The following is a 17,322-nucleotide window of genomic DNA, read 5'->3' as shown; positions in this document are numbered from 1 at the left end:
GGGACGGTGTGGCAATGGCGATCAGCATCGGTCGTGCTGAGGAAATGCCGCCCAGAATCCGCACCCGCGTGTCCGACGAGTGGTCGCGGGCAGTGCGTGGATCAGTTCCATCCCCAGGTCGCCCACCTCTCCCGGCGGGAGCCGGTCGATGACCGTGACGTGGCGCTCCCGGTAGGTGGGGATGCCCCTGGGGCCGCAGTCGTACACGCTGAGGCGCAGTCTTTCGGCTAGGGGGCCGAACTGCTTGACCTCCACGACGAACGAGGTGAAGAACGGCCTGTCCGCGCCCCGTGTCACCGCCAGCCGGGCCAGCTCCGACACCGCGATTACGGCGTAGTCGGCCAGGGGGTGCCCCTCGGTCATGTACAGCACGAACGCACGCGTCGGCCGTATGCAGTCCGCGCGGCAGGGGAACAGCCGCCGCCAGACCAGCCCGCCGGGCCTCAGGCGCGCCACAGCCCGTGTCAGCCGTGGGTCGTCCGCACCCGTCGGGGGGACGAAAACCGGCCGCGGTTGTCCCCGGAACACCGGATCGGGCACCTCGGAGATGGGGCCTCCGTGCCGTTGGGGCGCCATCGTCAGCCTGTCGATGTCCATCAGGCACCGCCGTCCTCGTCGGCCCACGCGGGGATGCAGAGCTCGAACCACACGCCGGTGCCGTGCTCGTCCAGGTAGCCGCCCCACCGGTCGGCCAGTCCGTCCACCAGCGCGAGTCCGCGCCCGCCCTCACGGTCGGGGTCCTCGCACACGGGCGCCACCACGACGGCGGGTCCGTTGTCGATGACGTCCAGGCGGATCCGGGCATGCTCGTGGTTGAGGTCCAGCAGTACGGTGACCTCTCCGTCTCCGGAGTGGGAATGCACCACCGCGTTGGTGACCAATTCACTGGTCAGCAGGACAATGACCTCACTGGTCTCGGCTGCTACACATTCCAGGTCAAGGAACTCGTGCACCCACCGCCGAACCCAGGCAACCTGACAAGGAGTACCCGGTATATCCACCCGGCGAGGGAATTCGGCGCCTTGACGAATTCGCGCTGGATGGTCGGTGTCGCCCCACCCGATTCCGACGACCCTCATGCGACCAGCAGCCTTGCTATCCGACGCGCGGAGTCCTCCGCATTCACCGGGATACGCTGATCCCCTCCCCGCCCCCAGGTGAAGAACCATTCCTGATCCTGCGCTGTCGCTTTGACCAGGATTCGGCCGAATGCCGGGTTCCTCGGCCTGAGGAAGGGCGCTTGCTCTGGAACCAGCACGATCGAGACCACACGCCGTAGCTCATGCAACCTCCAGGCCAGGTCGGTCAGGTGGACGTACTGCTCTTGCTGATCACTCGTTTCCATACGTCTGCTCGCTTCTTCACGGCTGCCGGGACGGTGATGCCGTCCGATTGGACGACGCCGGTGTTCGGGTGCCTTTCGAGTAGCTTGTGGAGCTGGAAACGATCGTTGCTCGCAACCGATGACGAACCCACCGCGTTCAAGAGACGTTTGGGACGTTTGAAGTTAAGGTCGAAAACGTCCCGACGCCTGAAGAGCCGAGGTGCTCAGTGGCCAATACGCCTTTACGTCGCGCGATGTTTGCCGCTCAACTCGATGACCGCAGTCTCGCGACTCGATGTGGGGTCGACCCGAAGACGGTGGACGCTGGTTGCAGGACGAGACGCGCATACCGCACCCTCGCCACCAGTGGGCGGCAGCCGAGGCGCTAGGAGTTGATGCAGCCGTGTTGTGGCCAGAGGCAATCCGGAACACCGTCAAGACAGGGCCGGACCGTGAGGTCCTGGCCGTCTACCCCTATAGGTCGGCCTGCCCCAAGTCGGTCTGGCGCTCCCTGATCACCTCAGCGCGGGACGAGATGGTGTTCGCGGGGTACACGAACTACTTCCTGTGGTTGGAGCACCCCAACCTTGCCAAGGTGCTCAAGACCAAGGCCGGGCAGGGGTGCAGGATACGGTTTCTGCTCGGTGACCCGGACAGCGACGTCAGGCGGCGCCGCGAGGAGGTTGAAGCCGTTCCCCTGACCGTCTCCACCCGCATCCACATCTCCCTCAACGAGCTGAAGCCGCTTCGAGACGTGGCGGGCATTGAAGCGAGGTTCGGTGACGAGCACATCGCGATGAGCGTGTTCCGCTTCGACTCCGAGATGCTGGTGACACCGCATCTGGCGAATCTGGTCGGCCACGATTCGCCGATGCTGCATCTACGCCGCTACCAGGACGACGGACTGTTCGACCGATTCGCCTTCCATGCGTCGGAGCTGTGGAAGGCGGGCCGGGACGTCTGGGAAGGCCAGACCTCAGCGGTTGAATCGGCCTAGGCGTCACCTTCGTGTCTCCCGTTTCTGGGTGACCAACTGGGTGACAACGGCCGGACGCACGTGGATCAACGTGGACCGTATGGCCAGGTGAGGGGCGATATCAGCCGTGATCGCACCCTCACCTGCTTTGCCTGATAAGGAAGAGGTCCCAGGTTCAAGTCCTGGTAGCCCCACCCTGTTTTCCCAGCTCAGAGGCCAGATCCCGAACTCTCGGGGCTGGCCTCTTGATCGTTTGTTAGTCATTCGTTAGTGGGACGAGACCTCAGTGGGTGACATAGATCAGTCGTCTGCGGAAGGCGGCGAGCTTCTGAGGCCACGGCGGGAGGCTCTCTCCGGCGGTGACAGGTTCAAGACGGGAACGCTTGGACGTTACCTCTCCTCAAGATCGCGGGTGCCGACGGATCTCCGATTCCCGCCTTGCCCCAGAGACGCCCTCCCGACATCGGTGGCCGGGCTTAGCGCCGGGCCAGCCGACCTGCCGACGGGAGCATCGGAGGACGCTCCTGTGATCGATCTCAGCAGCTATGAGCCGGCCTGGCCCGTCGAGCTGTTCGTTTCCGAGGCCAACCTCATCGTGGCCTCTGCTAGCCGGGACTGGACATCAAAGGCTGAGTTGTTGCTCACCGAGGCATTCCACTGAGCTGGCACCTGTTCGGATTCGAGAGCTTGTCGGCGTGGACCTCCGGATCTGGTCACCCCGGGGCCAGGTGGACGACCTTTGGGAGCGACCCACAGTGCTCACCCAGGAGGAGTCGTTTTGCGAGCTCATCGCTCGAGCCAAAAAGCTCCGTCACTTCACAGAGCCTCGCCCCTATCGGAATCGGCCATCAGCCCCAAGGCATCGACACACCCGGAGTCGGCACGTCACGGATTCACCCTGCTGGTTATGGCATTGCGCAACAGCGGCTATCTTGCTGAGCACTTCGGCCAGGAATGCGTCGACAGTTATGAGGAGCTGCCGGACCCTTCAGCGGGCTTAGAGCTCCGGCTGGGTCTTCCACTCTTGTGGTCGCTCAGCCGCAGGAGTGGGATGAAGACACCTTCTTGGCCTGATCGAGGTCTTCCATAAACCTGGTGTCGCGCCCCGCGACCGTTCCCATCAATCGGTTACTCGCAGAAGCCGGGCTTAAGTACCCGCATCAGCCCTACTGCGTGCGCTCGCCGGGGTTCATGGCAGCGAGTATGTTCGGGATACCTCGCCGGAGGGACGAGGTTCGCAAAGGCGGGTTGACAAATCCTTGCTGGCTAAGGCGGTTCCCTGCCGCCGACCGTAGCGCCGACACCCACGCCCGGGTGCGTCGCGAGTGCATCGACGACTCCGGGGTGGTCGCCCTGCAAATGGCCGGACGCTTGCACCACATCGGTGTCGGGCGAACCCACGCCTAGACCCATGTTCTCCTGCTTGGCGACGATCTCCACGTCCGCGTCGTCGCCACCGCCGCTGACGAACTCCTTCGCGAGCTCGTCATCGACCCCGTCCGTTTTATAAGCCTCAGGCAAAAATACGAACCCCCCGAACCCGTAGGTTCGAAGTTTTCCGATGTCCTGAGACCTCACAGCGACAATGGCGGCTATCAGGCACCTCGCCGAACCATCCCCGTGTGCGCGGGGGCGACCACCGGATGATGCTCTGCCGCATCAGATAGGTGGGACCATTCCCGCGTGCGCGGGGGCGACATCGGCTGGGGCTTGGACAAGGTCCGCACGAGTGGACCATCCCCGCGTGTGCGGGGGCGAGGTGCACACCGGCTCCAAGGCGCTGGGGTTCACAGGACCATCCCCGCGTGCGCGGGGGCGACGATGACCTCCTCTGGCATCCCCTGGTCCAGCAGGGACCATCCCCGCGTGCGCGGGGGCGACCAGCTCGCGGAGCTGCCGACGGGTCATCAGCCCGGACCATCCCCGCGTGCGCGGGGGCGACACCACGATCATGCCCTTGATCAGGCCGCCCCGGGGACCATCCCCGCGTGCGCGGGGGCGACGTCTGGCGCTGCCGTACGAGGTGCCAGATGGCCGGACCATCCCCGCGTGCGCGGGGGCGACGAAGGCGGCGGTGGTGAGGAGGTCGACGATGTCGGACCATCCCCGCGTGCGCGGGGGCGACAGTCCTGGGAAAAGCCCAATCCAGAGACTCGTGGGACCATCCCCGCGTGCGCGGGGGCGACGAAGGGGAGCCATATGAGCGGCTCACCAGTCCGGGACCATCCCCGCGTGCGCGGGGGCGACACTGCTGCACCAACTCCAACATCTCGGCGGCGCGGACCATCCCCGCGTGCGCGGGGGCGACGCGTACCCGGGGGCGAGCCCGACGCGGAAGTTCGGACCATCCCCGCGTGCGCGGGGGCGACGGGCAGGGTGCCGATGTGGCGGTGCAGGTCGCCGGACCATCCCCGCGTGCGCCGGGGCGACCACAGGTGTCCAGCACCGCCGCGGGGAGTGTTGGGACCATCCCCGCGTGCGCGGGGGCGACGAGACGTGGTCCCTCAACGCGGCGGTAATCGCCGGACCATCCCCGCGTGCGCGGGGGCGACTGGGGGATACTGGACACGGTCGTGTCCTCTCTCGGACCATTCCCGCGTGCGCGGGGGCGACAGGCTGCTGAGTGCGGATGCCTGGCCGTGCGGAGGACCATCCCCGCGTGCGCGGGGGCGACTAATCGACGACCCGGTCATGGGCGCTCCCGCAAGGACCATCCCCGCGTGCGCGGGGGCGACGTTCTTAGGTGGCGCAGGTGGCGCAGGTGGCGCGTCGGACAGGGACCATCCCCGCGTGCGCGGGGGCAACGTTCTCGTACGCGCCCCCGCACCCGCGCACACAGGACCATCCCCGCGTGCGCGGGGGCGACAGACCACCGCCCCCGATGCCGAAGGTGAATACAGGACCATCCCCGCGTGCGCGGGGGCGACCGTACGGAGGTACCGAGCCATGTCTGAGTCGTCGGACCATCCCCGCGTGCGCGGGGGCGACAATCTAGTGTCGTCCGCCTGAAATTCGTCGGCAATATTTGGCGAGGGATTCGAGGATTTCCTCAGCGGTCTTTGTCCACACGAACGGCTTGGGATCGGCATTCCACCGATCCATCCAGGCGCGGATATCGCCCTCCAGCGCTTGGACGCTCTTGTGCACTCCTCGGCGGATGAGCTGGTCGGTCAGGTAGCCGAACCAGCGCTCGACCTGGTTGATCCATGAGGAGCCGGTCGGGGTGAAGTGCATGTGGAAGCGGGGATGGCGTGCCGGCCACGCCTTGATCGCCGGCGTCTTGTGAGTACCGTGGTTGTCGCAGATCAAGTGGATGTCGAGCTCGGCCGGAACCGTCTTGTCGATCGTGGTGAGGAACTTCTTGAACTCTGCGGCGCGGTGCTGGCGGTGCAGTTCGCCGATGACGGTCCCGTCGGCGACGTTGAAGGCGGCGAACAGGCTCGTGATGCCGTGGCGGACGTAGTCATGGGTGCGCCGCTCGGGCATGCCCGGCATCATCGGCAGCACAGGCTGCGACCGGTCCAGCGCCTGAATCCGGGACTTCTCGTCCACGCACAGCACCACCGCGCGTTCCGGCGGGTCGTGATAGAGCCCCACCACGTCGACGACCTTCTCCACGAACAGCGGATCGGTCGACAGTTCGAACGTTCCGGTGCGATGCGGCTTGAGATCGAAGGCTCGCCAGATCCGGCCGATCGTCGACTCCGACAAGCCGCTGCGCCGCGCCATCGAAGCGCGTGTCCAGTGCGTGGCGCCGGCCGGGGTTTCCTCCAGCGTGGCCACCACCACCTGCTCGACCTGATCCAGACCGATCGACGGAGGTCGGCCCGGACGCTGCTCATCGATCAGCCCGTCCAGCCGCAGGCGCAGGAACCGATGCCGCCATTTGGACACCGTGTCCGGGTGCACCCGCAACCGCTCGGCGATCCGCTTGCTGTCCCCGCCATCCGCACACGCCAGCACGATCTTCGCGCGCATCGCCAGGACCTGCGCGGACGTGGCCCGCCGCGCCCACCACCGCTGCAACACCACCCGCTCTGCATCGGACACCGTCAACTCCGCCTTGGGCCGACCCGTGCGAGCGTCGTCGGACAGTGCCTTCAGCCCGTCCCGGGCGAACGCCGCACGCCGTTTGCGGACGGTACTCTCGGCCAGGCCCAGATCTCGCGCCACCTGTGCGGTGCTGATCCCCGGCCCTGCACACGCCAATACGATCCTCGCCCGGACCGCCAGCCTCGGCGACTCCGCTGACATGCCGATCAGCCGAGCCTGTTCGCTCTCGGATAAGCGGATTTCCACTGCTGACGGTCCTGGATGCGCCACAGCCAACACCATATGGATTTACCTGGCGAATTTCAGGCGGACGACACTAGCAAGGAAAGGGCGAATGATGGGACTGGGACCATCCCCGCGTGCGCGGGGGCGACCAGTGGTCACCGCATTTGGGCTTGCTGGTGCCGGGACCATCCCCGCGTGCGCGGGGGCGACCCCGTACCCTGCATCGCGGATGCGTCGACGAGGGGACCATCCCCGCGTGCGCGGGGGCGACTCACCGACTGCGTACAGCGGGATGTCGACCGTCGGACCATCCCCGCGTGCGCGGGGGCGACCTGTGGGGAGATCGACCCTGCTACCGGCCGAGCGGACCATCCCCGCGTGCGCGGGGGCGACGAGTGCTGGACATAGTGCCAAATGCCCTTAGTCGGACCATCCCCGCGTGCGCGGGGGCGACGCGCTGTTGTTTTGGATGACCAGAGAGGTACGTGGACCATCCCCGCGTGCGCGGGGGCGACGGTGACGGCGTTCACCGCGAAGTGGCCGGCTGAGGACCATCCCCGCGTGCGCGGGGGCGACACTCGCTGACCTGCTGGTTTACTGAGCAACAGGCCGGTTTTCATTCGGTTGGAAACGGCGGCGGGCGGACAGGATAAGCCCGTCGTAATCAGTGGGATGCCAGCGATCTTTGCCGGCGGTGCGAACGCTCCAGCCCTGCTCATTGCGGGCAGGCTCCACAAGTATGGCCTGTCCGTCACCGATACGGACTGCGAGCAGTTCCCACAAGCGTTCACGGATACGGCGGCTGGGATTACCGACGAACACCCCGGCGTTGACTTCGACCATCCAGCGCGTGAGATGTCCGCGAAGACCTTCAGGTGCGGCGATCAGGACGATAACGGTCATGAGTCCACCCCGGGAACATCGAATTCCGGACCGATGAAGGCAATGTGATCGTCTCCCATCGTCGGCTGAACAAGGTCGAGGCCGAGATTGATGACCAGATCGGATTCGCTGGACCAGTTCGTGCCGCCCGCGACGGCTCCGGACCGGTCGTCCCAGAGCTGGTTCACGTCCTCTTCGGGAAGGTCTGCTCCCTCTGGGGCCAAAAGAGCCTTGATATCAGCGACGATGCGGGTGAGCAGCTTGGTCTGCGCGATGCGGTCACGCAGACCGGTACGGGCGTCACGTTCGTCGGTGAGCCCCCTGGCAGCCAGGTCAAAGGCCAGTGGGATGGTGTAGTCGGCCTTGTAGAGGTCGGCCACGTCCAGGACGAAGGAGATCGCCGAGCCGGTGTGGATGAACCCCAGCCCCGGGCTGGCCCCGATGCCGACGATGACAGCGTGGCAGATGCCGTACAGGGCGGTGTTGGCGGCCGACAGCAGGCGGTTGACATCGTCGCCTGCGGCATAGGCGTCACCGGTGCGGTACTCCCTGCGGCTCCAGGCCACACCGGTGCGCTGGGAGTGTGCTTGATAGAGCTTGCCGATGCGGGCTCCCTCTCGGCCACGAAGCTGCTGCATCGTGGCGGTGGAGACGTCCTCTCCGGGAAAGCGCATGCCATACATGGCGCGAGCGACGTTCAACCGCTCCTTGGGCCGGGTGACCAGCCAAGCCTGGCGATGCAAGAGCCCGGCGCCGCGTGACGGGCCGAGTCCTGCGGCGTACATGCGAACCCCCTGCTCACCGACCCAGCACACGGCGGTGCCGGAGTCGGCGAGCAGGCGGATCGCGCCGTGGGTGACTCGGGTGCCCGGGCCTAGCAGCATGACCGCGACCATCGCGGCGGGGACACGGACGGTTTCGCGTTTGTTGATGACGACCACGGCGTTCTCATCGCGGTCGATGTGGCTGCGTTCCACATAGACGCTGGAGACGCGGTCGCTGATGCGGTGCAGGTCGTGAGGGTGGGCCTTCCACCAGATGTCGGCCATCTCGGCCTCACCTGCCGCTTGGCAGTGAGGCGAGGGTGAGCAGCCCGCATCCGTAGGCCTTGGCCGGGCCGATGCCGTTGACCAGAGCGTCGGCCAGCAGAGTGGTGTCGGTGACGCATAGGCGGCCTTCGAAGGTCGCGGTGTGCAGGACGACCCGCCGGCCTCTGCCGCCTTTGGCGAACACCTGGCGTTCTCGGGCGATGAGCCGTACGTCAGGGGCAGGAGTGCCCTTGTCGGCACCGCTGCCTGCATTGTCGGGGGCTTGGATCTCGGGGTCGGTGCGGGCTGCGGGGATCTGAAAGCCGCAGCGAGCCGCGCGGCCGAGGAGCCAGCCGAGTTGAGCGCTTGCTGTGCGGTGGTTGAGGCGAAAAGACCGGGTGTATCCCTCTGCGACCCGCTTGGCCTGGGCCTCGGTGAGCTTGTCGGGGCGGTTGGTGTTCTGGACGGGGTTGGCCGTCAGCCGGAAGGCGAACTCCCGACCGGGGGCGATCCGGCCTAGGAGGGGCGCGTAGTCGGCGATGGCGAAGTGCTCGCCATCCGCGTCCGGCCAGCCTGCTGCCTCGACGATGTGGGCCCAGTCGGGTTTGGACTGGGTCAGGACGAACAGAACAGGACGGTGTGGGTTGTCGATGTCCAGTCGCCACAGGAGTCGCTCGCTGTCGGGTGCGGCGGGTATTCCCGCGCAGACGTAGGAGTGCATGACTCTGGGGCTGGCGAGCATCGCACGGCTTTGCTCACGCAGCGGGTTGATCCTGATGCGGGACAGGTAGGTCATCGGCGGTCACCAGCCCAGCAGAGCGAAGGGATCCTGTGGGGAGCCGGGCCCCTCAGACGGCCGAGGGTTGGGAAAACCCGTGGGGATCGACCGCCACAGGTGCGTGACCCTGCGGGTGGTGTGGCGGCGGTCATGAGGGTCGAACGACAGCGGTTCATCGTGCAGGATCTGATCGCCGTCGTCCGCCTCGACGGTCACCATCCGGTCGATGCGGGCAAGTCGGCCGTGTCTCTTCTCGAATGCGGTGCGAAGGTGTGTGCCGGCCTGCCACGGCTGGTTGGTCAGTGCCTCCAGGATCGGCTCGGTGGTGATTCCGAGCAGGATGGGTTGGGAGGGAACGCAGGAGCGCCGTCCCAGGGCGAGCGGGAAGGCGGGGTGGGTGACGGCCTCGGCCAGGGTTTCCATGATTGCCGCCGGTCCTGCGAGAGCGGCCACGAAGACCGCGTCCTGCAGGTAGAAGCGCTGCGTGACGTGCGTGTACTTGGGAGGCGAGGTCGGTTTCTGGATGCCTTTGGCGGACACTCCGGCCTGAGGCAGGGGACGCCCCTGGTAGTCGCTGACGGTGTGGTAGTCCCGCAGAAGGCTGCCTTCCTGGTCCACACGGACACCCATGGACAGACCGAGCAGGTCACCGAGCGGCGTCTCCCGGGAGTGGCCGCTGGCGGCGGCGAGCAGCCCGACAACTCCGGACTTGGTCGGTTGCGGCCTGGTGTCTCGCCGGTTGAACATGCTCTGATCGCCCCAGGACTGCATCGGGCCGGCCAGCCTCAGCAGCAGTACGGCTTGCGCCGCGTCCTCCGTGGCCATCAGCGCACTGCCCATGAAGTGGTCAGGGTTTCGTTCAGGCCGGACAGCAGTGTGTTGAAGGGCTGGTTGGCGCCGAACGCCTTGGCGAGCACATCGTCCTCGAAGGCGTGGCAGGCGGCGAAGAACGCAGGCTGGTCGCCCCACTGCTCAGTGGAGCGCGTGTACTCCTCCGCCAGCCGTCTGGCCGAGGCGGCGGCGATCCCGTTGGTTTCCTTGACGGGAGATTCGAAAGCCGTGACGAGGTTGACCGGCTGGTCGTTTCGGACCACGACCGCGACCAGGCTGGGGCGGGTGCGATGGGCGAAGGAGTTGATATGGCCGGTCGGTACCGATAGCGCGAACGCCTGGGCGAACTTCCCGACTGCATCGATCGCGGCATCGACGCTGCCGAGGTTGTCCACCAGCTGGTGGACACCGACCGTGGCGTACCGGTAAAGCGTTGCGGCGTTGAATCCGATGTTGCCGAGCATGCCGGCGCCGGATTCGTCTGCCTCGTTCTCGTCATCCACTGCCGTGTAGTAGTCGGATTCGAGATTGCAGGCGTGGGTGGAGATGGCGTGGGCGACCTGGGTGGCCGCGTCCACGTTCAGGGAGGCGATGTCGGCGACCATACGTCCGAACAGGGCCACGCCGATCGGATGGCCGCTCTTCAGCCGGTCGGCGACGGCCAGCTTCTTGGTCGCCTCCTTGAGCTGGTCGTCGTCCAGCCCGGCCAGGTCCTGGGCCTGGTCGGCGATCAGGTCGACGATCTCGTCCAGCTGCCGGTAGCCGAAGAACAGCAGGTACGCGGTGTTCCCGGCTTTCTTCCCCGCTTTGATGCCCAGTGGCTCCAGCAGTGCCGCGGCGATCCGGGCGGCGGCCTCAGGATCGACTCCGGTCCGCAGTGCGACCCGCTCGGCCAGTTGCCCGGCGATGCGCTTGGTTCGCGTGCTCTGGTCGGCCTCGGGCAGTTTCTCGTCGAAAGCCCTGCGAGCGGCGCGTTTCCATGCCTGGGAGGAGACTCGGGCACGGCGCACGCCACCGAATACGGCGTCTTTCGGATTGCCCTGATCGTCCCTGTTCAGGTTTGCGGGGGGAACAGTCTGAATGATGTGGAAATCGACGTATTGCCTCTTGGGCATGGTTGTCTCCGTTGATGGCTGAAGAAGGGGGCTGTCAGGCTTCGGCCTTGTCTTGTCCCTCTGGCGGCTTGCGCTTCCACGCCTGGTAGTCCACAGCCCATTGGCGACGCGCAGCACGACGGCCGTCCTCGTCACGCCATTGGAGGATGAGCCGCATGAGGTTGTCGTAATCGAGTGGCTGGCCGATGGTGTGCAGCAAGTCGACCAGCCCGCGCAGCCGGATCAGCAGCGATTCTTGCGTGGTGGTCGTAGCCGCCGCCTCCACCCGATCGTCGATCGCGCTCGGACTGAAGCGGTCATGCTCACGGAGCAGGAGCAGGGCCTTGCCCAGTCGGAGGCCGGGCCGATGCATCGAGATCGCCTTGGACTGCTGGTGCAGCCCGTACAGGGCGAGCGCGGCGTGCTCGGCCTTCTGCTCCTCGGACGCCTCGCCGCTTCGCGCGAGATCGTCATCGATCTCGCAGGCGTAGTAAGGCCACATTCGCGGAACTTCACCGAAACCTCGCCCAAGACCGGCGCGCATCGCCGCCAGATCCTCGCCGGGGGGCGGCCCCAGCGGACGCTTCGTCCACTTGTCCTCCCGCCATGTTCCATCGGATTTCACACGGTCCCAGTACAGCCTCGGCATCTCGTCTCTCCGCTTGGTGGATGCGTGGGGGAAGCCGCCGAGCCACGGGTTCTTGTCGGCATAGCGCGGCAAGGCCGCGGCCACGTTGCTCCGCAGCCGCGACTCCGCCTGACCGAGACCGACGTTCTTTCCGGGGTCGTCTTCGCCGCCGCTTTGGCGTGGCCCGAACACAGATTCCGGCAGGGCGGTGAACAACGTGTCGGCGATCTCACGTGCTATGCGGAAGGCGACCTGCTCCCAGGCCAGCAGCACTGCTTCCAAGCGCTCGTCGTCCAGTCCGGCCACGTGGCCGAGGATCCGGCGGACGACCGGGTCCAGCAGATGGAGGAGCTGCTCCCCGGGACGCTGGCCCTTGTCCCATGGGATCGGGTCCAGCCCGGAGGCGCGCCGCAGGTCGGCCGACAGGCGGTTGATCGCCCGGTAGAGCCGCTCCGCCTGGCCGGTCATCTCCACCAGCACGCCGTACATCTCGGTGTCCGGCTGGAGCGCGGCGACCGGCAACGGCATCAGGTCGTGGTAGACGTCGTCGATGACGGCTGACTGGGTGCCGTAGCTGATGCCGAAGGCCTCGACCCGCAAGGGGTAGTCCTGCGGGAGCGCTCCAAGTGCGCGCAGACCCGCCGCCTGTCGAAGGAGGCTGCTGGTCTCGACCGACCCGCTTTCCAGGTCGCTTTGGTGGATGGCCAGCAGCGCTTCCATGCCGCGCCAAACGGCCTTCCCCGGAACATGCCGGCGTGGCTTGCGGTCGGCTGCCTTGGACTTGGCGACCGGTTTGTCATACTTCCAGGCTGTGTGCGGCTCCCACTCTGGGATCTCGCGCAGGCGGTCGCCCGCCGCCACGATCACGCGCCTGACGCGCACGCCCTGGGCCGTTTGCTCGGGTATGAGACGGATTCGGCGGGACTGCCATGTCCACAGCCCGAGCAGCCCGTCGGGGTCACCGGCCGGGTTCCAATCGGCCGGATTCCGGCCTGGAGCAGAGGGGCTAGATCGCCAGTGCGGAGTTCCGAGCATTGTCTGCGGCCCGATGGGCAGGTTCAGCAGCAGCGTCTCATACAGTGTGCGCCCGACGGGGACGAGAACACCTAGCTGCCCCAGCGGACCTGTCGGGTTCCCGGTCGTCTTGCCCGCCTTGGCTCTATCGTCGCCCTTCGCGCCGGTTTTGATCGCCGCGGTGTCCCAGCAGTGCGCGTGCACCACCCAGCGCATCGCTTCGGCAGGGGTCAGGTCGGGCGGTTCGGCCTCGGTCCGTGTCGCGAACAGCGGAACGTTGTTTCCGGTGGATTCCGTCGCCACCAGCAGCCCTGCGCCTTTGGTCGCTCCGTTCGCGGCCTCCAGCGTGCTGACCTGGGCGAACGGCGTATCGCCGAAGGCTTGGAACCGGGCACCATGTTCGGCTAGGTATGCCCGTATCTGGTCGCACTCGTCCTTGGTGAACGTTTCGGCTTCGAAACGCTTTCGCCATTCTGTTTGGTCCCTGGGCAGACGTCCCAGGGCGTCCGCGAGAACCGGCAGCAGCACCTGCCTCAGCAGCGCGGGTACCTGAGTCGGAGATTCGACGACCAGGTCGGTGAACGTGTGCGCCTCGACCAGTGCTTTCTCGATTCCTACCTGGATCACCGCACCACAGTCGCGTTTCCGTAGCCGCAGCCACTTGTCGTGCGCCAGGTCGAACTGCTCTATCACGGCCCGCCTCGAAGGAAGGTGACATACCAAGGGACAAGTCAGGGGTGAGCGTAGAGGCAGGCGCCGACATTTTCCGCCTCACCAATAATCATCGGACCGCATTCCATTTTTCGGATGATAAGTATTGGAATATCGGACGGGTGACTCGCTGGGGTGCCGAGTATGCCGATCGGAGGCTGCCCCAGCGGATCACGCCATCAAGCGCCCTCCCCGAGATCCGGTGTCATGGCCGCGGAACAGAGCTGCGTCAGCAGAGTCGCCGCAACCTCTTTAGAACCCGGCTGGCCTCGTCCAGGTCCTGGATTACACGCTCCAGTTCGACGATGTGCCGCACGCGGGCGTCCACGGATGTCCTCTGCGGGGAGCGCCCGGTCCCGGCATCGCGGACCCAGGTCCGTAGTGAGCTCGGAGCCACGCCGTACTCGCGCGCGACCTGGGAGAACACACCCCAGGGCGCTCCGGTTTCCTCGATGATCTCCTCGTACCTCCGGACAGCCCGACGTTTCAGCTCAGGTGTATAGCGCCTCCGAGATCGACGTAAGTGCGCTGCGTCATCCATGAAACCCCTCCTGACGAATGCGTTTGCTCTAGGAGCGGGATCCTACTGACAGCATGGGTCGTCATGCAGGGAATCGGCACAGGAAATTCGGCTGCCCAGTCTTGATGCGAGGCACCTGTCAAAGCTGGTTGACTGGCTGTGGCACGGCAGCCCTGATAGACCTCGCCGACGCGAGGATGATCCAGCGTTAGCTCTGGCATGGCCCGTCAAAGGGTCGTGGACCCCGCGCACGCGGGGATGAGCAACACGAACTTCACGACTGCCAGCGCGCGTTCCCGGAAGGGCGCACACAGCCGTGTGCCCGGCTGGTCACGATGTTGTCGCGACCAGCCGGGCACGCTGGTGATCTTGAGCAGCTCAGCTCGTTACTCAGTCTTGTCGATGACTAGTCCCAACTCGACGTCGTAGCGGACTGCGAAGTGGTCCAGGCGTGTTCCGAATCCGGCTTGGAGTCTCAGCGCCCGGCTGTGGCGCAGCCATGGGTGCCCCCGCCAACCCGCCAGAGGCTGGAGTTCCTTTTCGGCCGCCGCGGTGAGCTTGGTGGGGAGGCGCACCGTGCCGCCGAGGACTTCGTCCACCAGGTGGGGCGGCACCTCTCCGCCGCCGAGCAGGCGCCCTCCCTTCCAGGAGGTGTATCCGTCGTCGTCCTCGTAGACGATGACGACTTCGACGCTGGGCTCGCCGTCACGAACGATCGCGTGTACGACCTCGTCGGTGCCTTTGGCCTCCGCATAGTGCAGACCCTCCAGCGTTGTGTTCTCGTACTCGGCGAATCGGGTCAGCAGGAACTTCTCGGCGCTCTTGGCACGACCCCGCTGTTCCTCCTCCCATACGGCGAATGCCTCTTCTTCCTCCTCCGCCCATGCCTCCGGCACAACCGCTTCCTTGCCGTAGACAGCGGCGACCAGGGCCGGGACCTGACCTGGGATGTCCCAGTGTGATCCGTCGACGGCGCACACAAGCGCGGCCGTACGCAGCAGCAGGTAGCGGCCATAGATGGCCTCGCTATCCCGCAGAATCCATGGGGCACGTGCTTCCGAGGCGTTGAAGCCCGTGATGACAACACGCGGTGCTCGCAGCCGCTCGGGGCGGGGAACAGCGTCATGGCGATGGAGCCGGCCGATGCGCTGAAGCAGCAGGTCGATCGGCGCAAGGTCGGTGATCAGGATGTCGGCGTCGACGTCGAATGACTGCTCGGCGAGTTGAGTGGCGACCAGGATGGTCCGCTTACGAGGAGAGCCGGACGGCCCGAGGCGAGACAGCGCGGCCTCAGTGCGGTCCGCGCGGTGGGCGGCGTGCAGACGACCGTGCAGGAGGAAGACGTCGCTCTTCCTGAAGTGGGAGCACAGCGCTTCGTATGTGTCCTGAGCGCGATCGACGGTGTTGCGGATCACCAACGCGCATCCGCCGTCCCGCAGTTGGTCGACCAGAAGTGCGACGACTTCTGCGTAGGGCTCCTCTATCGGCTCGGGTGCCTCCTTCGAGGCTTTGGCCCTGGGGAACTCGGGGATCACCTCGACCCGCACGGGGAGGTCCTTGCGCCACGAGGTACAATTGCCGACAAGCACACGCGGTCTCCCGTGCTCCAGCCAGGCCGCGGTGACGTTCGGGTAGCCGCCAGGGGCGGGCAGGTCGAAGGCCGGCGCTTCCTGACGCCAAGAGGCACCGGCGAGATAGGCCTCCGTAAGGGCACGCCGCTGAGCGGGCGGCAAGGTCGCGGAAAGCAGGATGACCGGAACCCGGGCCTGCCCCAGCCAGCGCAACCCCTCCAGCAGGAACTGGGACATGTAAACGTCAGCGGCATGTACCTCGTCCAAAATGACGATCTTTCCTGCGAGGCCTGCCATCCGCAGCATCACGTGCTTAGTGCGGGTCGCGGCGAACAGCAACTGGTCGATCGTCCCCACGACCAGCGGAGTCAGCAGTCCGCGTTTACCGCCAAGAAACCATTCCGCAGGAGCGAGCCGTTCAGGCTCTTCTTCGGCGGTGAATCCGGAAAACTCATACAGAGCGTCTTCTTCGATCGTTCCGTACATGTCGTCGGGCCTATCCCCGGCCTCGGTCAGGAGCGTCTGCCACTCCCGGTTGAAGCGGCGCTTGCCGTGGAGAAGCGCTACTTGGGATTCCAGTCCCGGTGACACCTTGCCTGCCCAGGCGCGCACCTGAGTGAAGATCGGGTCGCTGGTGGCCTGGGTCGGCATGCCGACAAAGACACCGTCAGCGCCGAACCGGGCCGCCAGGATCTCCGCTGCCAATAAGGACGTATTGGTCTTTCCCTCCCCCATCGGCGCTTCGACGATCAGCAGTCCCGGGCCGGTCATGCGCCTGGCGACATCCATCACCATCAGCTGCGAACGGCGTGGCACCTGTCCGAAACGGTCTTGGAATGCCTCTGGCCCTGGAAGCTCAAGCTGCCCCCAGCCGCCACGTAGGCCCAACCGCTTCCATGCCTTGGCAGCCCGGGCGCGGGACGCTTCCAGGCTCGCCTTCTTCAGGTCGTCGATTCCGTCAAAGTGCCGCTCGTCGCTGGCGATCCAGTCGGCCATCACCACCAGACCGCTGAGATGTAGTTGATCGGCGCGGCTGGGCACCTTTGCGGGCTGTACCTGTTCCAGGCTGTCGAATCCGAGTTGGCGGGTGAGGACTTCGACGACTGCCGACTGCGCCCGGCGCCATGCGGGCCCCTTGCCGTGCAGATGCCCCAGAGCGGAGACCGGCTCATTGAGCTTCGCCGCCGGAGGGAACCTTCCGTGGTGCCCGGCGACCAGCGGCCATATCCACGAGACTTGCTCCTCAGGCCATCCGGCTTTGCTGAGCACGTCTCGGATGAGTTTTCCGCCGGCTTGGTCGTGCTGCCAGCGCTGCTGTCGCTTGGGGACCCAGGTGAGGCCCGCTTCTTGGACGGCTCGCGCCCCGGCCTCATCCATTCGCTGGAAAGCCGGTGTTGCCTTCCCGCAGTCATGAATACCACACAGCCAGGCGAAGAATCGCCGCCCCCGCCCAGGCCCGCCGGCCACCTCATCCAGCAGCTTTTGCGTGGACACGGCCAGGTATCCGTCCCAGATCTGCTCAGCTACCGCGGCCGTGTCGAGGAGGTGACATATCAGCAGATTCATGCACCCTGCGGCCTTAGCGGCCGATTTGCCCCACAACGCACCCAGCTGCCGCACCAGACTCGGGTCTCCGAGAAAACCAAGTTCCCGCTCGTCCAAGCCACACCTCATCGAGCCCGACCTC

General features: G+C 66.1%; 15 protein-coding genes and 2 CRISPR repeat arrays. Of the genes, 2 read left to right on the top strand and 13 right to left on the bottom strand.

Annotation, left to right across the window (positions count from 1 at the left end; all coding sequences use genetic code 11):
- Positions 1-21: 21 nt before the first annotated feature.
- The 3 genes from Ssi02_RS35105 to Ssi02_RS35095 are packed head-to-tail and all read right to left on the bottom strand — an operon-like array spanning position 22 to position 1,345.
- Positions 22-597 (bottom strand): hypothetical protein, encoded by a 576-nt coding sequence (locus Ssi02_RS35105; RefSeq protein WP_204032180.1) that lies wholly within the window; start codon positions 595-597, stop codon positions 22-24.
- Positions 597-1,079 (bottom strand): ATP-binding protein, encoded by a 483-nt coding sequence (locus Ssi02_RS35100; RefSeq protein WP_275410790.1) that lies wholly within the window; start codon positions 1,077-1,079, stop codon positions 597-599. The genes Ssi02_RS35105 and Ssi02_RS35100 overlap by 1 nt, the downstream gene beginning before the upstream one ends.
- Positions 1,076-1,345, bottom strand: coding sequence for a hypothetical protein (locus Ssi02_RS35095; protein WP_204032176.1), 270 nt, complete (start codon positions 1,343-1,345; stop codon positions 1,076-1,078). Before Ssi02_RS35095 ends, Ssi02_RS35100 begins: the two co-directional genes overlap by 4 nt.
- Before the next feature lie 382 nt (positions 1,346-1,727).
- Here Ssi02_RS35095 and Ssi02_RS35090 point away from each other — a divergent pair, with 382 nt between their 5' ends.
- Both Ssi02_RS35090 and Ssi02_RS39515 read left to right on the top strand, forming a co-directional pair.
- Positions 1,728-2,321: a hypothetical protein gene (locus Ssi02_RS35090; protein WP_239130276.1), complete on the top strand. Its 594-nt coding sequence runs from the start codon at positions 1,728-1,730 to the stop codon at positions 2,319-2,321.
- 505 nt (positions 2,322-2,826) lie between these two features.
- On the top strand, positions 2,827-2,961 hold the full coding sequence (locus Ssi02_RS39515; RefSeq protein WP_275410789.1) for a hypothetical protein: 135 nt from the start codon (positions 2,827-2,829) through the stop codon (positions 2,959-2,961).
- A gap of 605 nt (positions 2,962-3,566) precedes the next feature.
- Here the strand turns inward: Ssi02_RS39515 and Ssi02_RS35085 are convergent.
- The 10 genes from Ssi02_RS35085 to cas3 all read right to left on the bottom strand — a co-directional run bounded on the left by Ssi02_RS35085 (position 3,567) and on the right by cas3 (position 17,297).
- Complete coding sequence (locus tag Ssi02_RS35085; RefSeq protein ID WP_204032174.1) at positions 3,567-3,821, bottom strand: hypothetical protein; 255 nt, start codon at positions 3,819-3,821, stop codon at positions 3,567-3,569.
- 88 nt (positions 3,822-3,909) lie between these two features.
- A CRISPR array of direct repeats spans positions 3,910-5,288; the repeat unit is 28 nt; unit sequence GGACCATCCCCGCGTGCGCGGGGGCGAC.
- 3 nt (positions 5,289-5,291) lie between these two features.
- Entirely contained in the window at positions 5,292-6,554 is a 1,263-nt protein-coding gene (locus tag Ssi02_RS35080) for an IS630 family transposase (protein ID WP_239130282.1), read from the bottom strand.
- A gap of 145 nt (positions 6,555-6,699) precedes the next feature.
- Positions 6,700-7,154: direct repeats of the CRISPR family, unit length 28 nt; unit sequence GGACCATCCCCGCGTGCGCGGGGGCGAC.
- Positions 7,155-7,172: 18 nt separating this feature from the next.
- A complete protein-coding gene (gene cas2e, locus Ssi02_RS35075) occupies positions 7,173-7,481 on the bottom strand; it encodes a type I-E CRISPR-associated endoribonuclease Cas2e (protein ID WP_204032170.1) in 309 nt (102 codons plus the stop codon).
- Entirely contained in the window at positions 7,478-8,509 is a 1,032-nt protein-coding gene (cas1e, locus tag Ssi02_RS35070; RefSeq protein ID WP_204032168.1) for a type I-E CRISPR-associated endonuclease Cas1e, read from the bottom strand. Before cas1e ends, cas2e begins: the two co-directional genes overlap by 4 nt.
- A 7-nt stretch (positions 8,510-8,516) precedes the next feature.
- Positions 8,517-9,284, bottom strand: a complete 768-nt coding sequence (gene cas6e / locus Ssi02_RS35065) for a type I-E CRISPR-associated protein Cas6/Cse3/CasE (RefSeq protein ID WP_204032167.1) — start codon at positions 9,282-9,284, stop codon at positions 8,517-8,519.
- Positions 9,285-9,290: 6 nt separating this feature from the next.
- Entirely contained in the window at positions 9,291-10,091 is an 801-nt protein-coding gene (gene cas5e / locus Ssi02_RS35060; RefSeq protein WP_204032165.1) for a type I-E CRISPR-associated protein Cas5/CasD, read from the bottom strand.
- Complete coding sequence (cas7e, locus tag Ssi02_RS35055; protein ID WP_204032164.1) at positions 10,091-11,212, bottom strand: type I-E CRISPR-associated protein Cas7/Cse4/CasC; 1,122 nt, start codon at positions 11,210-11,212, stop codon at positions 10,091-10,093. The genes cas5e and cas7e overlap by 1 nt, the downstream gene beginning before the upstream one ends.
- A gap of 34 nt (positions 11,213-11,246) precedes the next feature.
- Positions 11,247-13,526, bottom strand: coding sequence for a type I-E CRISPR-associated protein Cse1/CasA (gene casA / locus Ssi02_RS35050; RefSeq protein ID WP_204032163.1), 2,280 nt, complete (start codon positions 13,524-13,526; stop codon positions 11,247-11,249).
- 247 nt (positions 13,527-13,773) lie between these two features.
- On the bottom strand, positions 13,774-14,085 hold the full coding sequence (locus Ssi02_RS40030; RefSeq protein WP_204032162.1) for a transposase: 312 nt from the start codon (positions 14,083-14,085) through the stop codon (positions 13,774-13,776).
- A 365-nt stretch (positions 14,086-14,450) separates the two neighbouring features.
- Positions 14,451-17,297: a CRISPR-associated helicase Cas3' gene (cas3, locus tag Ssi02_RS35040; protein WP_204032161.1), complete on the bottom strand. Its 2,847-nt coding sequence runs from the start codon at positions 17,295-17,297 to the stop codon at positions 14,451-14,453.
- Positions 17,298-17,322: the final 25 nt, after the last annotated feature.

It is taken from the genome of Sinosporangium siamense (genome assembly GCF_016863435.1).
Classification (GTDB): Bacteria; Actinomycetota; Actinomycetes; order Streptosporangiales; family Streptosporangiaceae; genus Sinosporangium; species Sinosporangium siamense.
The sequence above is the reverse complement of the archived record's forward strand: the minus strand, read 5'-3'. Positions and strand labels throughout refer to the sequence as shown.